Origin of the sequence: Pseudomonas sp. B21-041 (assembly GCF_024748675.1) — a bacterium.
Lineage (GTDB): Bacteria > Pseudomonadota > Gammaproteobacteria > Pseudomonadales > Pseudomonadaceae > Aquipseudomonas > Aquipseudomonas neuropathica.
Genome location: NZ_CP087175.1, coordinates 2144960 through 2167593, shown reverse-complemented (window position 1 = coordinate 2167593; position 22634 = coordinate 2144960). Strand labels below are relative to the sequence as shown.

At 61.7% G+C, this 22634-nt stretch carries 7 protein-coding genes; 5 read left to right on the top strand and 2 right to left on the bottom strand.

Annotated features, from left to right (window positions below; all coding sequences use genetic code 11):
- Window positions 1–195: 195 nt before the first annotated feature.
- The 5 genes from pvdM to LOY43_RS09535 all read left to right on the top strand — a co-directional run bounded on the left by pvdM (window position 196) and on the right by LOY43_RS09535 (window position 8128).
- Window positions 196–1566: a pyoverdine-tailoring dipeptidase-like protein PvdM gene (pvdM, locus tag LOY43_RS09555; RefSeq protein WP_093431958.1), complete on the top strand. Its 1371-nt coding sequence runs from the start codon at window positions 196–198 to the stop codon at window positions 1564–1566.
- On the top strand, window positions 1563–2849 hold the full coding sequence (locus LOY43_RS09550; RefSeq protein ID WP_258709515.1) for an aminotransferase class V-fold PLP-dependent enzyme: 1287 nt from the start codon (window positions 1563–1565) through the stop codon (window positions 2847–2849). Before pvdM ends, LOY43_RS09550 begins: the two co-directional genes overlap by 4 nt.
- A 37-nt stretch (window positions 2850–2886) precedes the next feature.
- A complete protein-coding gene (locus LOY43_RS09545; RefSeq protein ID WP_095047692.1) occupies window positions 2887–3774 on the top strand; it encodes a formylglycine-generating enzyme family protein in 888 nt (295 codons plus the stop codon).
- Between the two features lie 109 nt (window positions 3775–3883).
- Window positions 3884–5533: a cyclic peptide export ABC transporter gene (locus LOY43_RS09540; RefSeq protein ID WP_095047693.1), complete on the top strand. Its 1650-nt coding sequence runs from the start codon at window positions 3884–3886 to the stop codon at window positions 5531–5533.
- Between the two features lie 114 nt (window positions 5534–5647).
- Complete coding sequence (locus LOY43_RS09535) at window positions 5648–8128, top strand: TonB-dependent receptor (protein ID WP_258709514.1); 2481 nt, start codon at window positions 5648–5650, stop codon at window positions 8126–8128.
- Window positions 8129–9270: 1142 nt separating this feature from the next.
- Here the strand turns inward: LOY43_RS09535 and LOY43_RS09530 are convergent.
- Entirely contained in the window at window positions 9271–10227 is a 957-nt protein-coding gene (locus LOY43_RS09530) for an alpha/beta hydrolase (RefSeq protein ID WP_258709513.1), read from the bottom strand.
- Between the two features lie 74 nt (window positions 10228–10301).
- Window positions 10302–22622 carry a non-ribosomal peptide synthase/polyketide synthase gene (locus tag LOY43_RS09525; protein WP_258709512.1) on the bottom strand — a complete coding sequence of 4107 codons (12321 nt, stop codon included), beginning with the start codon at window positions 22620–22622 and terminating at the stop codon, window positions 10302–10304.
- Between the last annotated feature and the right edge of the window lie 12 nt (window positions 22623–22634).

Below are 22634 nucleotides of genomic sequence, written 5' to 3'. Positions count from 1 at the left end.
GTCAGCCATGAAGCAGGCTTTATCCAAGCTAGAACGTTTGCTCGCCGGGGAAATTTATGGCCCCGGCAAAAGATCGCTGCGCGCCGTCAGCGCTTTTCCTGCGCGCGACTAAATTACCCGCCCGGCCACTCGTTCCTCCCAGATAGCAAAGGCCCCTGCGCCTGCACCTCGACGGCGAACCTGAATGAGATGGCAATGACAAAACCGCGTTCGAAAAAGGCTCTATTTATCGGCCTGCCGCTGGCCTTGGCGATCAGCGCCGGCGCAGGGTTTCTGGCCTGGGATTACTGGTTTCGGGACAACCCTGGCTACCCGGTAAAGGTGATGAAACAGGCGACCGAGTTGCAGGATCGCATTCTCTCCTTCGACAGCCACATCACCGTACCGCTGAGTTTCGGCGCCCACGGCAACGAAGCCGACAAGGACGGTTCCGGCCAGTTCGACCTGATCAAGGCCAACCGCGGGCGCTTGTCGGGCGCTGCGCTGACGGTGTTCGGCTGGCCGGAAATGTGGAACGGCCCGAACGCCCCGCATCGCCCCACCGAAGGTTTTGTCGAAGAGGCCCGCAACCAACAGGAAGTCCGTTACAAGATCATCACCGGCATGGTCCGCGACTTCCCCAATCAGGTCGGCATCGCCTACACCCCGGATGATTTCCGCCGCCTGCATGGCGAAGGCAAGTTTGCGATTTTCATCAGCATGCTCAACGCCTACCCGCTGGGCAACGACCTGAGCAAACTGGACCTGTGGGCCGGACGCGGCATGCGCATGTTCGGCTTCAGCTACATCGGCAACAACAGCTGGGCGGACTCCTCGCGGCCGCTGCCGTTCTTCAATGACTCGCCGGACGCCCTCGACGGTCTCTCCGATATCGGCAAGCAAGCAGTGCAGCGTTTGAACGATCTGGGCGTGATCATCGACGTTTCGCAGATGTCGACCAAAGGCCTGGAACAGGTTGCACAACTGAGCCGCACACCGTTGGTGGCCTCACACTCGGCGCCGCGTGCGGCGGTGGATATTCCGCGCAACCTCAGCGACAAGGAATTGCAGCTGATCAAGAACAGCGGCGGCGTGGTTCAGGTGGTCGGCTTCTCGCAGTACCTCAAACCGCTGACTCAGGGCACGCAGGACAAACTCAATGCCCTGCGCGCACGCTTCGATCTGCCGCCACTGCCAAACCTGGCCATGGCGCTGATGCCGGGCGACCCGATCATCACGGCCTGGTCGGAACAAAAACTCGGCCAGTACGCCAGCGGCCTCTACGGCATCCTTGAAGAAGAGCCGAAAGCCACCCTTAAGGATCTCGGTGACGCCATCGATTACACCGTGCGCAAAATCGGTATCGACCATGTCGGCATCTCGTCCGACTTCAACGACGGCGGCGGCATCAAGGGTTGGGAAAACGTTGGCGAAATCCGCAACGTCACCGCCGAATTGATACAGCGCGGCTACTCCGAAGCGGACATCGCCAAGCTGTGGGGCGGCAACTTTATGCGCGTCTGGGATCAGGTACAGAAATCCGCGAAACCGGCACTGATTTCCCGTCAGGACACTGCCAAGCCATGACTGACCGCCGGACCTTTCTGAAACAGGTCGGTGTGATGGCGGCCGCTCTGCCGTTCGGCGCCAGCCTCACAGCGCCGGCAATGGCCGCGACCGCGCCCGTGGCCTCCGTGAACAAATGGACGCAATTGCGCCAGCTGTTCGATCAGGACCCGCAGGCGATTCACTTCGCTAACTTCCTGATCACCTCGCACCCCAAACCCGTGCGCGAAGCCATCGAACGCCATCGCGCCACGCTCGACCGCAATCCGGGACTGGCGATGGATTGGGATCAGGGCAGCAACGAACAATTGCAGCACAACGTGCGGGTCTGGGCCGGCCAATACCTGCAAGCCAAGCCCGGCCAGATCGCCCTCACCGGTAGCACCACCGAAGGTCTGGCGATGATTTATGGCGGCGTGCAAGTGCGCGCGGATCAGGAAATCCTCACCACCGAGCACGAGCACTATTCCACCCGCAACATTCTCGATTTCCGCAGCCGCCGCGATGGCACCCGGGTGCGCAAACTCAGGCTGTTCGACAACCCGCAAAGCATTTCCCTGGATCAGGTGCTCGACACGATCAACCGCAACATTCGCCCTGAGACCCGCGTACTCGGCATGACCTGGGTGCATTCGGGCAGCGGTGTGAAATTGCCGATCAGCGCTATCTCGCGGCTGGTCGATGAACACAACCGTCAACGCGACGACAAGGATCGGCTGATTTACGTGGTCGACGGCGTGCACGGTTTCGGTGTCGACGACCTGAGTTTCCCGCAGATGAACTGCGACTTCTTTATCGCCGGCACCCACAAGTGGATGTTCGGTCCGCGCGGCACCGGCATCGTGTGCAGCCGCAGCGAAGAGCTGAAATACGTCAGCCCGAGTGTGCCGACATTCTCCGAAGCCACTTCTTTCGCCACGATCATGACCCCGGGCGGTTACCACGCTTTCGAGCATCGCTGGGCGGTGGACGAAGCGTTCAAGTTGCACCTGCAACTGGGCAAGGCTGACGTTCAGGCGCGCATTCATCAGCTCAACAGCTACCTGAAGCAGCGTCTGCAAGAACAGTCGAACATCGAGCTGGTGACTCCGCTCGATCCGCAGTTTTCTGCCGGTTTCACTTTCTTCCGGGCCAAGGGTCAGGACAGCGATGAAGTAGCCGCCTACCTGATGCAAAACCGGGTGATCTGCGATGCGGTCAGCCGCGATGTCGGTCAGGTGATTCGCACCGCGCCCGGCCTGCTCAACAACGAAGCCGAAGTGGACCGCTTCATGGCCCTGCTCGGTAAAAAACGCCGCGCCTGATCCCTCGACTCCAGTTTCCTTTTCACAGAGACGACTCATGAAAAAGCCCCATGCCTGTTTCACCTTCAAGGCCTTGCCCGCGCTGGCCCTGACCGCGCTGTGCGCCGGCCTGTTGCCCGGCGCAGCTCAAGCGGCGACAGTGCCGGCGCCAGGCAAAGTGTTCAAGGACTGCAAGGACTGCCCGGAAATGGTCGTGCTGCCGACCGGCACCTTCACCATGGGCACCCCGGACGACGAAGTCGGCCGCGAACCGGACGAAGGCCCGCGCCACGCAGTGACCTTCAGCAAACCCTTCGCCATCAGCCGCTTCCAGGTGCTGGTCGGCGAGTGGGACGCGTACGTGCGCGAAACCGGCAACAAGCCTTACGACTTCGATGATCGCCCGGGCCGCCGCTGCACCGCCGGCAAACCGGAATTCAAACAGACCGCCCGCGACCCGGCCGTGTGCATGAACGTCGCCGAAGCCCAGGGCTACATCGATTGGTTGTCGAAAAAAACCGGTCATGCCTATCGCTTGCAAAGCGAATCGATCCGCGAGTACGCCGCACGCGGCGGCAGCACCGGGCCCTTCCCTTTCCCGTTCGATGAAGGCAACAACTACCAGATCTCCAAACACGCCAACACCTATGGCGCCGCCGACGGTTACAACTTCACCTCCCCTGCCGGGACGTTCCCGGCCAATGCCTTCGGCGTTTACGACGCTCACGGCAACGTCTACGAATGGACCGCCGACTGCTATCACAAGGATTACTCCGGCGTACCCAACGACGGTCGCCCATGGACCCAGGAAAACTGCGAGCGTCAGGTCATGCGCGGCAACGATTGGGGCGAGGCGCCGGTGTTCTCGCGCTCCGGCAACCGCAACAGCAGCTGGCCGACCAGCAAAGGCGACTGGCTCGGGTTTCGCGTAGTGCGCGACCTCTGATCCTGCCCATCCCGACCGCAGCCCCGCCTGCGGTCGTTTAAAGAAAGTCCGTGACCATTCGTTTTCCTTAAGTACCGGCACTCCCTCCGCACCGAAGCAGGAATCCTCCATGACCAAGCCTACGCGTGGGGCGATCAACGAATTGTTCGCCTTGCTCAAGCCCTTCCGCCTGATCGTCTCTGTGTCCATCGTGCTCGGCATGATCGGCGGCCTGAGCGTCACCGTGCTGCTGGCGACCATCAACAATGCCCTGCACTCCGACGACGGCCTGACCCGCACCGTGGTAATGATCTTCGCTGGCCTCTGTGCGTTGGCCTTATTGACGACGATTTTGTCCGACATCGGCACCAACTACGTCGGCCAGCACATCATCGCCAAATTGCGCAAAGAGCTGGGGGAGAAAGTCCTGTCGGCGCCGATCGACCAGATCGAACGTTACCGCAGCCATCGCTTGATCCCGGTGCTGACCCACGACGTCGACACCATCAGCGACTTCGCCTTCGCCTTCGCCCCGCTGGCGATTTCCATGACCGTTACCCTCGGCTGCCTCGGCTATCTGGCGCTGCTGTCCTGGCCGATGTTCCTGATGATGCTGGTGGCGATTGCGATCGGTACGACCATTCAGGCGATTGCCCGGGCCAAGGGCATGCGCGGTTTCTACGCTGCACGCGATTCCGAGGATGAACTGCAAAAGCATTACAACGCGATTGCCGAGGGTGCTAAGGAACTGCGCATTCATCGCCCGCGTCGCCAGCGCATGTTTGTCGCCGGGATTCAAAAAACCGCCGAGAAGATCTGCGACACCCAGATCAAATCCATCAACACCTTCGTCATCGCCAAGTCCTTCGGTTCGATGCTGTTCTTCGTGGTCATCGGCATGGCCCTGGCCCTGCAATCCTTCTGGCCCAGCGGCGACAAAGCAGTGATGAGCGGCTTCGTCCTGGTGCTGCTGTACATGAAGGGGCCGCTGGAGCACCTGGTCAGCACCTTGCCGATCATCAGCCGTGCGCAGATTGCCTTCCGCCGTATCGCAGAACTAAGCGAGCAGTTTTCCTCGCCCGAACCGCATCTGCTGCTGGAGGATCAGGGCAAGAAACCCGGTGCGGTCAACAGCCTGGAACTGCACAACGTGCGTTACGCCTTCCCACCCGTGGAAGGCAGCGAACCGTTCCGTCTGGGGCCGGTCAACCTGCGCATCGAACAGGGCGACATCGTGTTTATCGTCGGTGAAAACGGCTGCGGCAAAACCACGCTGATCAAACTGCTGCTGGGCTTGTACGCGCCAACCGAAGGCGAAATCCGCGTCAACGATCAGCCGATCACCGCGCTTAATCGCGATGACTACCGGCAGAATTTCACGACGATTTTTGCCGACTACTACCTGTTCGACGATCTGATTCAGGGCGACCGCGAAGTCCCGCAGGACGCGACCCGCTACCTCGAACGTCTGGAGATCGCGCACAAGGTCAGCGTGCGCGACGGCGCGTTCAGCACCACCGATTTGTCCACCGGCCAGCGCAAGCGCCTGGCCCTGGTCAATGCCTGGCTCGAAGAGCGGCCGGTGCTGGTGTTCGATGAATGGGCGGCCGATCAGGACCCGACCTTCCGGCGAATTTTCTACACCGAGTTGCTGCCTGACCTCAAACGTCTGGGCAAGACCATCATCGTCATTTCCCACGATGACCGTTACTTCGACGTCGCCGATCAACTGGTGCGCATGGAGGCCGGCAAGGTCAAGAGCGAACTGCAAACCGCTTGATCGACGAGGTCGCGGCCAGGCCGGAAAAATAATTTTCCGGTTTGCCGCGGCTTCCTCGTCTTAATGAGATGAATAAGAACCATTAACAACTATACCTGCCAAGGTCTTAACCTCATGTCCGCATCCCGTTTCATGCTTCGCCCTCTGACTCGAGCCCTGCTGATGCACGGCGCGACACGCACTCGACTGGCCGGCACTGGCCTTGGTCTGGCACTGACATTCACGGCAGCGCCGTATGTTCAGGCCCAGGAATGGACCCTGAACATCCCGTCGCAGCCACTGGCCCAGGCACTGCAAACCCTTGGCCAGCAGACCAGCCTGCAAATCATCTACAGCCCGGAAAGCCTGCAAGGTTTGCGTTCGACCGCGCTCAACGGCCGCTACCAGGACGACGAGTCACTCAAGGCGATGCTTAACGGCACCGGCATCCGCTACCAGCGTGACGGCAACACCGTGACCGTGCTCGGCCCGGCCACCGGCAGCGCGATGGAACTGGCCCCGACCAACGTCAACGCCAGCCGCCTCGGTGCCACCACCGAGGGCAGCAACTCCTACACCACCGGCGGCGTGACCATTGGCAAGGGCGTGCACTCGCTGAAGGAAACCCCGCAGTCGGTCACGGTGATGACCCGCAAGATGCTCGATGACCAGAACCTCAACACCATCGAACAGGTGATGGAGAAGACCCCGGGCATTACCGTGTATGACTCGCCCATGGGCGGCAAGTATTTCTACTCCCGCGGCTTCCGTATGACTGGCCAGTACCAGTACGACGGCGTGCCGCTGGATATCGGCAGCAGCTACGTGCAGGCCGACAGCTTCAACAGCGACATGGCCATTTATGACCGCGTGGAAGTTCTGCGTGGCGCAGCCGGCATGATGAAAGGCGCAGGCGGCACCGCCGGTGGCGTCAACTTCGTACGCAAACGCGGCCAGGACACTGCGCACACGCAGCTCTCGCTGTCGGCAGGCACCTGGGACAACTATCGTGGCCAGGTCGATACCGGCGGCCCGCTGAACGATTCCGGCACCATCCGTGGTCGCGCCGTGGTCACCGAACAGACCCGTCAATATTTCTATGACGTGGCCAGCCGCAAAGACCAGATCTACTACGGCGCCCTGGACTTCGACCTCAGCCCCGACACCACCCTGGGTCTGGGTTTCGCCTGGGAAGACGTCGACGCTACGCCATGCTGGGGCGGCCTGCCGCGTTACGCCGACGGATCCGACCTGCACCTCAAGCGCTCCACCTGCCTGAACACCGCGTGGAACAACCAGCGCAGCAAACGCGCCACCTACTTCGCCGACCTGAAACACCAGTTCAACGACGACTGGTCGCTGAAAGTCGCCGGGGTGTATTCGCGCAACACCCAGGACATGGAATACGCCTTCCCGAGCGGTGCAGTGCCGGTCGGTGCCACGGCTTCGAATACGCTGATGCTGGGTAGCATTTACGACTACGACCAGCGCGACTACGGCTTCGATGCCTATGTCGACGGCAAATTCGACGCCTTCGGCCAGCAACATGAACTGACCATCGGCGCCAACGCCAGCCGTTCGCACAAGGATGACTTCTACGCCGTCGCCGCGCTGCCACAACGGCAGAACGTGCTCGACCCGAACCACCACATCCCGCAACCGGACGAAAGCTACTACCTGGCCAACGCTTCCCGTGGCGGCCCGGTGGACATGCACATCAAGCAATACGGCGCCTACTCGATCGCCCGCCTGAAACTGGCTGATCCGCTGACCCTGGTACTGGGCAGCCGTGTCAGCTGGTACAAGTCCGACACCGATTCGGTGCAGTACTTCCGTGGCGAAGGCACCCAGGTCGACACCAAGTCCACCGAAACCGGCCAGGTCACGCCGCTCGCCGGTGTGCTGTTCGACCTCAACGACAACCTGACCGCCTACGCCAGCTACACCGACATCTTCACCCCGCAAGGCGCTTACAAGACCATCGATGGCAGCACCCTCAAGCCATTGGTTGGCCAGAGCTACGAGCTGGGGATCAAGGGTGAGTGGTTCGACGGTCGTCTGAACAGCTCCTTCAACCTGTTCCGCACCATTCAGAAAGATGCCGCCCAGGATGACCCGCGTTGCGAAGACAGTTCTTGCTCGATCAACTCCGGCAAGGTTCGCGCGCAGGGCTTCGAAGCGGAAGTCAGCGGTGAGGTGATTGATCGCCTGCAATTGCTCGCCGGTTACACCTACACCCAGACCAAAGTGCTGGAAGATGCCGACGCCACGCAGGATGGCGTGGTCTACAACTCCTACGTGCCGCGCCATTTGCTGCGTGTCTGGGGTGACTACAGCCTGAGCGGGCCGCTGGATCGCGTGACGATCGGTGCGGGTGTCAACGCGCAGACGGGCAACTACCGGACTTCGCCTTTGGGCGGTGACAACATTGATGGCGCCGGTTATGCGGTCTGGAACGGTCGCATTGGCTACCGTATCGATGACACCTGGTCGGTGGCGCTTAACGGGAACAACCTGTTTGACAAGCGTTACTACTCGACCATTGGTACCGAAGGGTTCGGTAACTTCTATGGTGATCCGCGTAACTTCGTGATGTCGGTCAAGGCTGATTTCTGATTGGGTGTGATGTGAGAGAGCCCCGCTTTGGCGGGGCTTTTTTTCGCCTGTTGGTCTTGGCGGCCTTCGGGCCGACCATGCTCTTTGGGTTTTGGGGGCATATCCGTTGCTGCGGGTGTTGCCGCTGGCGGTTTCGCTCTTACAGCGAGTCACCTTTTCCAAACGCCGAAAAGGTAACCCAAAAGGCTTTGCCCCGGCGTACGGCACTTCGCTGAGGCTCAGTGTTCCCTCGCTACGGTGTCCATCCGGGGGCATCGCCTACGGTTTGCTGCGCTGCACCTCCTCTCGATGTATGCGGCTACGCCGCACGGCGCTGCGCGCCTAACCCCCGGATGAACACCTCCGCTCGGCCTGCCGATGGGGCAAAAGATCAAAAGCCAAAGCCAGATCAAAAGCCAGATCAAAAGCCCCTCACCCTAGCCCTCTCCCGGAGGGAGAGGGGACTGATTGAGGTGTTTGGGAGAGCTACGCCGACGTGCGATACCGCGCTGAGCTCAGGCTCTGAAAAGCAAACAAATCAGCCCCTCGCCATGAGGAAAAGGGGACTGATCGAGGTGATTGGGCGAGCTACGCCGACGTGCGATACCGCGCTGAACTCAGGCTCTAAAAAGCAAACAAATCAGCCCCTCACCCCCCAAGAAAGAGGGGCTGACTGAGATGTTTGGGAGAGCTTCGCCGACATGCGATACCGAGTCGAACTCAGATTTTGAAAAGCCCACAAATTGGCTCCCTCTCCCTCGGGAGAGGGCTGGGGTGAGGGGAAAATCCACCTCAAATCCAAAGCCGAACACCCGCTCTTCACCACTCAATAGGCCGAGTGTCAGCTCGCCTGCTTTTGATCTTGATCCATGGGCGACGTCGGAAGGCTGAGTGGAGGGATTGATCCGGGCGTGGGAGCGCAGCGACCGTTTGGCGCAGCCAAACACAGCGAGAGGAGGTGCAGCGAAGCAAACCGTAGGCGCTGCGCCCGGATCGATCCCGCAGCGAAGGAACCCCGAGCCCCAGCGAGCGGGCCGCACGTAGGAGCAAGCGTTTTTGGTTACTTTTTAGGCGTTTGTAAAAAGTGACCCGCCGTAAGGGCGGAACCCTAAGCCGCCATTACCGCAGCAACGGATATTCACCCAAAAACCACCCCCCAAAAATCAAACCAACACCCCCGCCAACGCCCGGCTCAGGCGTTCATGCACCCGCAAAACATCAGGCATCACCGAAGCCATCCGCAGCAAATCATGCGTCAGCCCAGGACAATGCTCAACCTCAACACTCACCCCCTGCCCCCGCAACTTATCAGCGTAAGCCTGCCCCTCATCAAACAACGGATCAAAACCCGCCAACAACACAATCGCCGGCGCCACCCCCTGCAGATCCTCCGCCAACAACGGCGAAAAACGCCAGTCCAGATAATCTTGCGGACTGCGGGCGTAATGCTGATAAAACCAGTCAAGCGTATCGCTCTCCAACAAATACCCCTCGCTAAACAACAACCGCGAATCGTGCACACGCGAAGCATCGGTCACCGGATAGCACAAAAACTGCGCCTTCGGCGCGATGGCCACAGTATGCGGTTGCACCACGGCCTGAATCGCCAGCACCGTAGCCAACGTCGCGCCGGCACTATCGCCACCAAACGCCACGCGCGAGGTATCAAGCCCAAGACTTACGGCGTTTTCCGCTAACCACGACAAAGCGTCTTCGCCATCCTCCAATGCCGTTGGAAAACGATGCTCCGGGGCCAGTCGATAGCCCACCGACAACACCGCACACGGCGTGCGCTGACAAAACTCGCGGCACACACCGTCGTGAGAGTCGAGGCTGCCGACAACAAAACCACCACCATGGAAATACACCAGCACCGGCATCGGCGAGACCGCAGCATTGGGGCGATACAGCCGCAGTGCCAGCGACGCACCATCGCGTGCCAACGTGTCTATTTCGCTGACCAACAGGTCTTGCGGTGCCGCCCAGCGCAGTTGCGCAGTGGTCTGTTCGAAAGTCGCGCGGGCTTCGTTCGGGGTCATTTGGTGCATGGCCGGCAGGCCGGCGTCCTGGCTGTCTTGGGCCAGATCGAGGAAGGCTTCCAGATCAGGGTGTAACGACATCGCTTAAATCCTTGTATCGGCAAAAAAGGGGCGCGCCGCGGCAGCGCCCCCGAAGATGACTGAACGTGTGGCGATCAGCCCGCGCGTGCCATGCAATGCTCGACCAACGCTTCCAGCTCACGCTGGTAATCGCTCATCAAGGCATCCATGGTGCCGGCGCGATAACGCTGGCTGCTGTAGATGCAACGCAAGGCCAACTGACCGTCATAGACCTGGCCGACAATTTCCAGCCAGTTGCCCAAATTGGCTTTGAGGCTGTAGTTGTCACCGGTTTCTTCCAGCGCCGGCACCAGCAGGGCCTGCTCGTCGAAGCTCTGGTCGAATTGCCCCAGGTAGTTGAACGTGACCCGCGCTTGCGGCAGCTCGGCCAGTTGCCTCGACACCTCAGCGCCTGCCAGATGCCGCAGCACGCCATAGCCGATGCCTTTCTGCGGCACCGCTGCCAACTGTGCCTGCACATTGACGATCGACTGGCCGATGTCGTCGCTGTCGGGGCGCAAACGCACCGGGAACATGCTGGTGAACCAGCCCAGGCTGCGGCTCAGGTCGATGGCCTCGAACAGATCTTCACGACCATGGCCTTCGAGCAGGATCAGTGCCGACGGTTGTTGACTCCAGCGGCACAGGGCACGGCTGAGCGCCGACAACAGCAGGTCGTTGATCTGCGTGCCATACACCGCCGGGGCCTGTTTGAGCAGTTGTTCAGTGTGCTCGCGAGACAATTTGAGCCGCGCCTGCGCCTGCTGACGCACGAGGTTTTTGCCGCGCAGGTTGTCGCACGGCAAGTCGACGCCCGGCTGATCCAGTTGCTCCAGCCAATACCCCAGCTCCTGCTCGGCAATCACCGGCGCCTGCGCCTGCAAGGCTTCGGCGAACGATCGGTAACTGCTGGTGCGAATCGGCAGTTTCGGTTGCAGCCCCTGCACGCACGCCTCGTACGCCACTTTCAAATCGTCGAGCAGAATTCGCCACGACACGGTGTCGACCACCAAGTGATGAATCACCACGAGCAGGCGCGCCTGGCCATCCGGCAAGGCGACGTGCATCACCCGCCAGACCGGCCCGTCATCGAGTTTCAAGCTGCGCTGGGCAAGGTTGGCCAAGGCTTCGACCTGCTCGCTGTTGTCCGCCTCGCGGCGCCAGAGCAACGTCTCGCCCTGTTCACTGAGGTCGCAGTAACGCTGCATCCAGCGCCCGCCTTCGTGGGAGAAACGCAGGCGCAACGAGTCGTGATGTTGCTCGATCCAGCCCAGTGCCTGCTCGAGCGCATCGAGGTCCAGCGGCTGGCGCGCGCTCAACAGCAATGACTGGTTGTAGTGATGCGCCTCGGCCATGCCTTCAGCAAAGAACCACTCCTGAATCGGCAAGAGATTGAACAAGCCCTCGGCGGCCACGTGCGTGACGTCCGTCTGCGGTTGTGCCGTGCCCTCCTTCGCCGCTTCCTGCTCGACGATGCCGGCGATGGTCTGATAACGCATCAGGTCGCGCAGCTTGAGATCCATCTGCAACGTCGGGTGGTTTCTGACGCGGGAGATCACCTGCAAACTCAAAATCGAATCGCCGCCCAGTTCGAAGAAGTTGTCGCTGATGCCCACTTGTTCGACCTGCAGCACCTGCGCCCAGATGTCCGCGAGCAGGCTTTCCTGCTCATTGCGCGGGGCGACGTATTCTTCGGTTTTGAATTCCGGTTCCGGCAGCGCCTTGCGATCCAGCTTGCCGTTAGGCGTTACCGGGAAAGCGTTCAGGCAGACGATCTGCGCCGGCACCATGTATTCCGGCAACGAGGCGCGCAGGCCCGCCTTGAGTTCATCGCCGATGTCTGCACCGGTCGCGATGACCACATAACCGATCAGTTGCTTGCCGGAGGCATTGTCCCGGGCGATCACCAGTGCATCAGTCACCGACGGCAACTGGCGCAGACTGGCCTCGACTTCACCCAGTTCGATGCGGAAGCCGCGCACCTTGACCTGATGGTCGATACGGCCGACGTAATCGACCACACCGTCGGCGCGTAAACGCACCAGATCGCCGCTGCGATACAGGCGCTCGCCCGCCGCGAACGGATTGGGTACGAAGCGCTCGCAGGTCAGGTCCGGACGGCCGTGATAACCCCGGGCGACGCCATAGCCACCGATGTACAACTCACCGGCAAAGCCTGGCGGCAGCGGGTTCAGGTCTTCGTCCAGCACGTACAGCGAGCGTGCCCCCACGGCGCGGCCGATCGGCGCGTACGCCGCTTCGCAATGCTGGCTGACCGGGACTTTCCAGAGCATCGGCGTGACCACGGTTTCGGTCGGGCCGTAGCCGTTGGTGAAGTACTGCGGACGCAGCGCAGCTTTGACCTGCTCGAAGGTCTGATCCGGCACCGCGTCACCGCCGAAGCAATAGATGCGCACGGGTGGCGGCGCAATACCGCTGGCCGCCGCGTACTCGGCCAGTTGCTTGAGATAGGCCGGCGGGAAGCAGGCAATGGTGATGCCGTAGTCGTGCAGCGCCTGATAGGTCTGCTCCGGCGTCCACAGGCAACCGTCGCGAATCAGCAGACGACCGCCGCTGTACAAGGTGCTCAACCAGCGCTCATGGGCCCCGTCGAAGGCGAACGACATAAAGTGCAGCTCGCAACTGCTGGCGTCCATTTCGTACAGCTCGGCGATGGCCTGACAGTGCATGCTCAGCGGGCCTTGGGTCACCGCGACGCCTTTCGGCCGGCCGGTGGAACCCGAGGTGTAGACCAAATAGGCCAGGCCCTGCTCCTGCACGCGACGTTCGGGGGCGTGGTCGGCGTAGCGGCTTTCATCGAGGTGATCGATTTCCAGGCGCAGCAGGCCTTGCGGCGCCGGCAACGTGCTGCGCAGACTGCTCTGGGTCAGCAACAGCGCCATGCCGGAATCTTCGATCATGTAGGCCAGACGCTCCGGCGGATAGTCGATGTCCAGCGGCACGTACGCCGCCCCGCTCTTGAGCACGGCGAGGAAGCTCACGACCATTTCCAGCGAACGCGGCAAGGCCACGCCGATCACCACTTCCGGCCCGGCACCTTGTTCGATCAGGCAGTGCGCCAGTCGGTTGGCGCGTTGCTCGAGTTCGGCGTAGGTCAGGTTCATTCCGGCGCATTGCAGGGCGATGGCCTGCGGCTGCTGTTGCGCGTGACGGCTGATCAGTTCCGGCAACAGCGCGGCTTGATGGGTGTGTGCCGGTTCAGCGCTCCAGGCTTGCGCCGCTTGCCATTGCTCGCCGCTCAGGCGCTGCAAATTACCGAGGCGTTCGTACGGCGCCGCCAGCATCGCGGCGAGGGTGTTTTCCATGGTCTGGCGAATACCGACAACCGCCTCGGCGCTGAAGTGGCTGCGCAGGTACAGGTATTCGATCGACAACTCGTCGCCGAGCATCACCGCGAGGTCCATCGGCACGTTGGTCACGCCATGGCCGATGGATTTGCCGAAGGTCAGATCGGTGTCGTTGTCTTCCTGCAAGCGATCGTCGATCGGGAAGTTTTCGAACACCACGATGCTGTCGAACAACGCCTGCCCACCGAGGCTGGACCAGCGCTGTACATCCGCCAGCGGCGCCTGGGAATAATCACGGATGTCGAGGTTGTAGGCCTGCACTTCGCCCAGCCAGTCAGCCAGACGCTGATCGGCTTGCGGGGTCTGAATGATCGGCAAGGTGTTGATAAACAGACCGAGCATGTTGCCGACATTCGCCAGACTTTCCGGACGCCCCGACACCGTGGCGCCAAAGGTCACCGTCTGCTGCCCGGTGTAGCGTTGCAACAGCAGCAACCATGCACCCTGAATCAGCGTGTTGGGGGTGATGCGCAGGTCGCGACAGAACTGCAACAGCCGCGCGGTCTGCGCTTTATCCCAGTTCGAATAGATTGCATCGTGACCGGCGACATCGGCGCTGTGGCGCGGGTGCATCGCCTGGCTCAGTGCCGTCGGCTCGTTGACCGCCGCCAGCCGCGCCTTCCAGAACAGCTCCTGAGCGTCCTGATCCTGCGCCTGCAACCAGGCGATAAAGTCGCGGTAACGACCGTTCTCGCCGATGATTTCGCCCTTGGCGTAATACTGCAGCACCTCACCGAACAGCCGCGAACTGCTCCAGCCGTCCATGAGAATGTGGTGGCTGGTCCAGATCATCTGGTACTGATCTTCGCTCAGGCGCAGCAGGGTCACCCGCAACAAACGCGCTTCGGCCAGATTGAAACCGAGCGCACGGTCATCGCTGGCGAACTCGGCAATCAGTTCTTCACTGGTTCCGCGCTCACGCCAATCGAGCACCTGCATTTGCAACGGCGCATGGCGATGCACCACCTGCAACGGTTTGGCCAGGCCGTCCTGCCAATGGAAACTGGTGCGCAGAATCGCCTGACGGGCGATGACAAATTCCCACGCCTGACGGAAGCGCTCCACGTCCAGGCCCTTGATCGGCAGGCTGACCTGTTGCACGTAAAGGCTGCTGCCGTTATCCGACAGAGTGTGAAAGAGCATGCCTTCCTGCATCGGCGACAGCGGGTAGACATCCTCGATCTGGTCGGCCGGCACCGGCAACGCATCGAGCTGCGCCTGATCGAGTTGCGCCAGCGGATAATCCGCCGGCGCCTCGTCGGTCGACGACTCGAGCGCAACCACAGCGGCGAGCTTCTGCACGGTCTGCTGCTGGAACAGGTCTTTGGGGGTAAAGCGAATCCCCTGCTGGCGCGCACGGCTGACCAGTTGAATCGAGATGATCGAATCGCCGCCCAGCGCAAAGTAGTTGTCGGTCACGCCGACCCGTTCTATCTTCAGAATGTCCTGCCAGACCTCGGCCAGTTGCTGCTCCAGCGGCGTCGATGGCGCCACGTATTCGCGCTGCGACTGGCTGACGTCCGCTGCAGGCAAGGCTTTGCGGTCGAGTTTTCCGTTGGGGGTCAGCGGCAACTGTTCGAGGAACAGCCACTGCGCCGGCACCATGTATTCCGGCAGATGCGCCTTCAGCGCGGCCTGCAGCGTTTCACTCAAATCGTCCAATTGTTCGAGGCTGAGGCTGCTGTCACTCGGCACCACATACGCCACCAGTTGCTGACCGCTGTGGCCATCCACCGCCAGCACCACGCCCTCGCGCACACTGTCCTGAGCGAGCAGACGCGCTTCGATTTCACCCAGTTCGATGCGGAGACCGCGCACCTTGACCTGATGATCGATGCGGCCGACGTATTCGATCCGGCCGTCATCGCTGAAGCGAGTCAGGTCGCCGGTGCGGTACATGCGTTCGCCGCTGCTCGAGAATGGATTGGGCACGAAACGTTCGGCGGTCAGGCCGGGGCGGAACAAATAGCCACGGGTGATGCCGTCGCCGGCCAGGTACAGTTCGGCCGCCACGCCCAGCGGCGCTTGCTGCAATTGACCATCGAGCAGGTACGCCGTGGTGTTGACCAGCGGCCGGCCGATGTTCGCCAGACCACCCAGTTCGCGGCGGGTGTAGGTCGAATAGGTGGTGTCTTCCGACGGCCCGTACAGGTCGTAGACGTGCTCCACCGCCGTCTCGCGGTAGAGCGTGTCGACCAGGCTCTGCTTCAGTGGCTCGCCGGCGAGGTTGATAATGCGCACGCCCGGCGGAATTTGCCCGGTGCGTTGCAGCGCGGCAATCGCCGACGGCACGGTGTTGATCAGGCGCACCTGATCGCGCTCCGGCAAGTCCGGCAGTTCCAGGGCATTGCGCGCCATGACGATCGAGCCGCCGCGTGCGAGGGTGACGAAGATCTCCCACACCGACAGGTCGAAGCACACCGACGTCGACGCCAGTACACCTTGCAGATCGTCTTCGCTGTAGACCTCGGCGGACCAGTGAATCAGCGCCTGCACGTTGCGATGGGCAATGGCCACGCCTTTCGGCTTGCCGGTAGAGCCGGAGGTGTAGATCACGTAGGCCAGATTGGCCGAATCCCCGCGCGCAGCAAGATTGTCCGCAGGCTGCTCGGCAAATGCTGCACCACCCGCCTCGACCAGCACCACCTGCGCATCGGTCTGCGGCAGTTGCGCCAGCAGCGACTGCTGCGTGAGCAAGACTTTCGCCTGACTGTCGTCGAGCATGTAGGCCACGCGATCCGCCGGGTAATCCGGGTCCAGCGGCACATAGGTGCCACCGGCCTTGAGCACCGCCATCAGGGCAATGACCAGCTCCGCCGAACGCGGCATCGCCACGCCTACACGGATTTCCGCACCGACACCCAGTGCGACAAGATGATGAGCCAACTGGTTGGCGCGTTGATTGAGCTCGGCATAGCTCAGGGCGAAGCCGGCATGACTCAGCGCCAGTGCCTGCGGATGTGCCGCGACGCGACGTTCAAAACTTTGCGGGATCAACCGCTCAGCCGGATACGCGGCCTGATGGTCGTTCCATTGCGCCAGGGTCTGGCGTTCGGCGAGTGGCAACAGGCCGATCTCACCGAGCAGACGCTGCGGCGCCTCGATGAATTGACGCAGCACTTCTTCCAGATGCCCCGCCAGACCTAGCACGCTGCGTTCGGCAAAGTGTTCGGTGAGGTAGTTGAAGTCCAGGTTCAAGACATCGCTGGCCCCGGCGATCAGGGTCAGGCCGTAGTTGGTTTGCTCGCGGTGCTCCAGGCCGCCAAAACGCAGACCGCCCGGGTTGGCCTCCAGCGCTTCGGACACCGGATAGTTTTCAAACACCAGCAAGGTGTCGAACAACGCTTCGCCGCTCAGTTGGGCCAGACGCTGGATGTCCTGCAACGGCGTCTGCTCGTAGTCGCGCAGCAACAGGTTTTTGTCCTGCACGCTGCGCACCCAGTCGCCGACGCTGAGCGTGGCTTGCGGGCTGGCGATCACCGGCAAGGTGTTGATGAACAGGCCCAATTGCTGCTCGATGCCCGGCAGATCCACCGGACGTCCGGACACAGTCGCACCAAAGGCTACCGTGGCCTGGCCGGTGTAGCGCTGCAACACCAGCAACCACGCGGCTTGCACCAGACTGTTGAGGGTCACTTGCTGCTGACGGGAGAAACCGTTCAGGCGCTGAGTGAAGGCTTGGTCGAAATGCAGGCGATGCATCTGTTTGCCAGGCCCCGGCACGGTACGCCCGTGACAGGCCGAAGCCAGTCGGGTCGGTTCGTCCAGTGCGGCCAGTTGTCCGCGCCAGAATGCCTCTGCGCCCGCCTTGTCCTGACCTTGCAGCCAGACGAGGAAGTCGCGATAACGGCCCTGCGCGCTTGGTACCGGCTGACCGGCGTAATCCTGCAACACCTCGCCGAACATCCGCGAGTTGCTCCAACCATCCATGAGGATGTGGTGGCAGGTGAAAATCAAACGATGGCGGTCATCGCCGGTGCGCAGCAGGCACAGACGCAGCAGCGGCGGGTTCTGCAGATCGAAACCGCGTGCGCGATCAGCCTGCGCCCGCGCTTCGAGCACGGCCGGCAAGTCCGCCACACCGCGCACATCGACTTCGGGCATTTCCAGGGTCAACTGGCGATTGATCACTTGCAGCGGCGCATCGAGGCCATCGCGGCCCCAGATAAAACCGGCGCGCAGCACTTCATGGCGATCCACCACGCGCTGCCAGGCCTGCTGGAAACGCGCCACGTCGAGGCCGTCGATATCCAGCAGCATCTGATAGACATAGGCGCTGGCATCGGCGTCGTACAGGCTGTGAAACAGGATGCCTTGCTGCATCGGCGCCAGCGGATAGATGTCCTCGATGCGCTGGGCAGCGATCGGCAAGCTATCCAGATGCGCCTGGGACAACCCGGCCAACGGCACGTCCGATGGCGTCAAACCGCCGCTCGGATGGTTCAGGCAATGGTCGATCAACTCGCTCAGCGCTACTTCATAAGCGCGGGCCAACGCGTTGATGGTCGCCTCTTCAAAGACATCGCCGCTGTAAGTCCAGGTCAGGCTCAACTGGCCCTGATAAACCCGGCCATCGATGGTCAGCCAGTTGGCCATCGGCGCGTTTGCGTCCTGACCGGCGCCCTTGTCTTCAGTGGCCGGCACCCACAGGGCGTGTTCATCGAAGTTGTTGTCGAACTGGCCGAGGTAGTTGAACGTCACCTTCGGTTGCGCCAGTTCGTTCAAGACCCCTTGCGACTCGGCGCTGCCCAGATGACGCAGCAAGCCATAACCGATGCCTTTGTTCGGGATCGCGCGCAGTTGCTCCTTGATGCCTTTGATCGAGGTTTCCAGACTGGCGTCCGGGGTCAGGCGCACCGGGAACATGCTGGTGAACCAACCCACCGTGCGGCTGAGGTCGACGTCATCGAACAGGTCTTCGCGACCATGGCCTTCAAGCTGCACCAGGGCGCTATCGGTGTTCGTCCATTGGCACAGCACGCGGGCCAGCGCGGTCAGCAGCAGGTCGTTGACCTGGGTGCGATAAACCGCAGGTGCCTGTTGCAGCAACTGGCGAGTGCGTTCGGCGTCGAGACGCGTATCGACGCTGCGCTCGAAACGGTTGCTCAACTGGCCATGCGGGTTGTCCAGCGGCAGTTCGACCGACTCATCGCGCAGTTGCCCGCGCCAGTAATCCAGTTCGCTTTCCAGTTCAGCGCTACGGGCATGCTTCTGCAGACGCTCGCCCCAATCCTTGAACGCGCTGGTCTTGGCCGGCAGACGCACAGCCTGACCGCTGCTCAGTTGTTGATAAGCGCTTTGCAGATCTTCCAGCAGAATCCGCCACGACACGCCATCGACCACCAGGTGATGGATCACCAGCAGCAGACGCTGAGTGGCGTCCGGCAAGTCAACCAACACTGCACGAATCAGCGGACCATCGAGCAAATCGAGGCTGCGTTGCAAGTCCAGGCACAGCGCTGGCAATGCTGCGCTGTCGTCCAGGGTGACCGTGCGCAACAAGGTTTGCGCCTGATCCGCCGGCGCGTGGCTCTGCTGCCAGCCATCGTTGGTTTGCCGGTAACGCAGGCGCAAGGCGTCGTGGTGGCGCTGCAACTGCACCAGCGCCTGCTCCAGCGGCGCCGCGTGCAGTGCGCTGGCCGGGGTCAGCAGGATCGACTGGTTCCAGTGATGCCGCGCCGGAATGTCGCTGTTGAAAAAGTAATGCTGGATCGGTGTCAGCACTGCGTCGCCGAGCACTTCGCCCTGCTGCATTTGCACCGCGTCGCTCTGTTGCGCGACGGTCGCCAGACGTTGCACGGTCTGATGCTGGAAGATGTCTTTGGGGGTGAAGCGAATGCCCGCCTGACGCGCGCGGCTGACCACCTGAATCGAAATGATCGAGTCGCCGCCCAGCTCGAAGAAGTTGTCGTTGAGGCCGACACGCTCGACCTTCAACACGTCCTGCCAGATCTCGGCCAGACGCTGTTCCAGTTCGTTGCGCGGTGCGGCATAGACTTCCTGCGCCTGCGCAACTTCCGGGTGCGGCAGTTGCTTGCGATCGAGTTTGCCGTTGGCCGTCAGCGGCAGGCGTTCAAGGAACGCCCAACTGACCGGAACCATGTAATCCGGCAGGGTTTCGCGCAGATGCGCCTTGATCGAATCGCGCAGTGTGCCCTGCCCTTCGGTATCCAGCGCCTCGTTGGCGACAATCCAGGTTGCCAGTTGCTGGCCGCTGATACCGTCGACCGCCAGCACCACCGCTTCGCGCACGTCGGCGTGCTTGAGCAGTTGCGCTTCGATTTCGCCAAGCTCGATACGGAAACCGCGAATCTTCACCTGATGGTCGATCCGCCCGATGTACTCGATCACCCCGTCGCCGCGCAGCCGCGCTAGGTCGCCGGTGCGATACAGACGCTCGCCGGCCTGCGGATTGAAGGGGTCTGGCACAAAACGTGTGGCGGTCATGCCGGCCTGATTCAGATAACCCCGGGCCAGACCGGCACCGGCGATGTACAGCTCACCGATGCAACCTTGTGGCACCAGGTTCAGCGAGCCATCGAGCAAGTACCACGACAGGTCGACAATCGGCTCGCCAATCGGGCTGCTGTGGCTTTGTTCAAGATCGGCCATCGACAACGGCCGGTAGGTCACGTGCACGGTGGTTTCAGTGATGCCATACATGTTGATCAGCGTGGGCGCACGGTCGCCGAAACGTTCGAACCACGGGCGCAGGCTCTGCACTTCCAGCGCCTCGCCGCCGAACACCACGTAGCGCAGAGCGTTGTTGCGCGATGACTCGCTGGCGACCTGCATCAAGGGCTTGAACGCCGACGGCGTCTGGTTCAACACGGTGACGTTTTCATCGCACAGCAGCGTGTAGAAATCCTCCGGTGAACGGCTGACGTCGTGGGGCACCACCACCAGTTTGCCGCCATACAACAGCGCGCCGAAAATCTCCCAAACCGAGAAGTCAAAGGCGTAGGAATGGAACAGCGTCCAGCTGTCCTGCGGGCCGAAATCGAACCAGTGTTCGGTGGCGCTGAACAGCCGCATGACGTTGCCGTGCGGCAGCAATGCGCCTTTCGGTTTACCGGTGGAACCGGAGGTGTAAATGACGTACGCCAGGCTGTCCGACGTGGTCAGGCACAGCGGGTTGGTTTCGTTGTCGGGCTCTGGGGTCTGATTCAGATCGAGGCACGCCAGCCCTGACGGTACCGGCAGTTGCGCAAGCAGATGGCCTTGGGTCAGCAGCAGCTCGATGCCGCTGTCCGCGATCATGTAGCTCAAGCGATCATCCGGGTAGCCCGGATCCAGCGGCACATAAGCGCCACCGGCCTTAAGCACAGCGAGGATGGCGACAATCATGTCCAGCGAACGCTCGACCGCGACACCAACACGCACGTCCGGGCCAACGCCACGCGCGATCAGCGCATGCGCCCACTGGTTGGCGCGGCGATTGAGTTCGGCGTACGTCAGGCGTTGCCCGTCGTACGTCACGGCGATCGCATCGGGATAACGCTCGGCCTGCGCTTCAATGGCTTGGTGAATGCACTGCTCAAGCGGTTGCTCGACCCGCTCAGGATTCCACTGCGCGAGCAATTGTTGCTGCTGGCCGGCATCGAGCATCAGCAACTGGCCAATGCGCTGGGTCGGCGCAGCGACGATGGCCTGCAACAGCGCGTTCCAGTGTTGTGCCAGACGCTCAATGGTCGCGGCGTCGAACAGATCGGTGGCGTATTTCAGTACGGCTTCGATGCCATGGGCTTGTTCGGTGGTGTTGAGGGTCAGGTCGAACTGCGCGGTCTGGCTCTGCCATTCCAGTGGCTCGATGCTCAGGCCATTCAAACGGGTTTCGACACTCACGCGGCGCTCGGCCTGATGGTTGAACATCACCTGGAACAGCGGGCTGTGACTAAGGCTGCGGCCCGGTTCCAGTGCTTCGACCAGTTGCTCGAACGGCAAGTCCTGATGGGCCTGCGCTTCTTGCGCGGTCTGTTTGACCTGACGCAGCAGATCGACAAAGGACATCTGCCCATCGATGTCGGCCTTGAGCACCTGAGTGTTGACGAAGAAGCCGATCAGCCGCTCGATCTCTACCCGGCCACGGTTGGCATTTGGCACGCCGACGCGGATGTCGGCCTGACCGCTGTAGCGATGCAACAAGGCTTGGAACGAGGCCAGCAAGACCACGAACAGGGTGACGTTTTCTTGCCGGGCGAAGGCTTTGAGCGCGTTGCTCAGCGCCGGGTCGAGAATCAGGTTATGGCTGGCGCCAGCGAAGCTTTGCTCGATGGTGCGCGGGCGATCCATCGGCAGTTCCAGCACCGGTTGTTCGCCACCGAGTTTCTCTTGCCAGTAGGCCAGTTGCCGCTCCTGTTCACCGGCCTCCATCCACTGCCGCTGCCACAAGGCGTAGTCGGCGTATTGAATCGGCAGCGCCGGCAGACCGGCGTCGTGATCGAGGTTGAAACCGGCGTAGAGCTGCACCAGTTCCTCGATCATCACTTGCAGCGACCAGCCATCGGAGACGATGTGGTGCAGGGTCAGCACCAGCACATGGTCATTGGGGCCGACTTGCAGCAGCGCTGCGCGCAAAAGCGGGCCGTGCTGCAGGTCGAAAGTTTTCTGGCTCTGGGTCTGCACGAACGTCTGGATCGAGGCATCCGCGTCGTTGGCCAGCTCAGCGCTCAGTTGATGGATCTCCAGTGCAAAGGGCCCTGCGGGCAGGACCACTTGCAAGGGTTGCGCGGTTTCCTGGGAGAACACCGTGCGCAAGGTTTCGTGTCGTTCGATCAGCGCCTGAACGCTGCGCTCCAGCGCGCTGACATCCAGCGGACCCTGCAAACGCAGGGCCGTCGGAATGTTGTAGGCCGCACTGTGCGGCGCCCACTGCCAGAGAAACCACTGGCGCTGCTGAGCGTAGGAGAGCAGCAACGGCTCTTCAGCCGTGCGCTTGAAAACCGGGGCAATGTCAAAGAGGTTGACGCCTTTCTGCTTGAGCAGAACCGCCAGAGCCTTTCTTTGCTTAGCCGAAAGTTGTCCTACCGACTCGATTAACTCTTGCACGCGTTTTTCCCT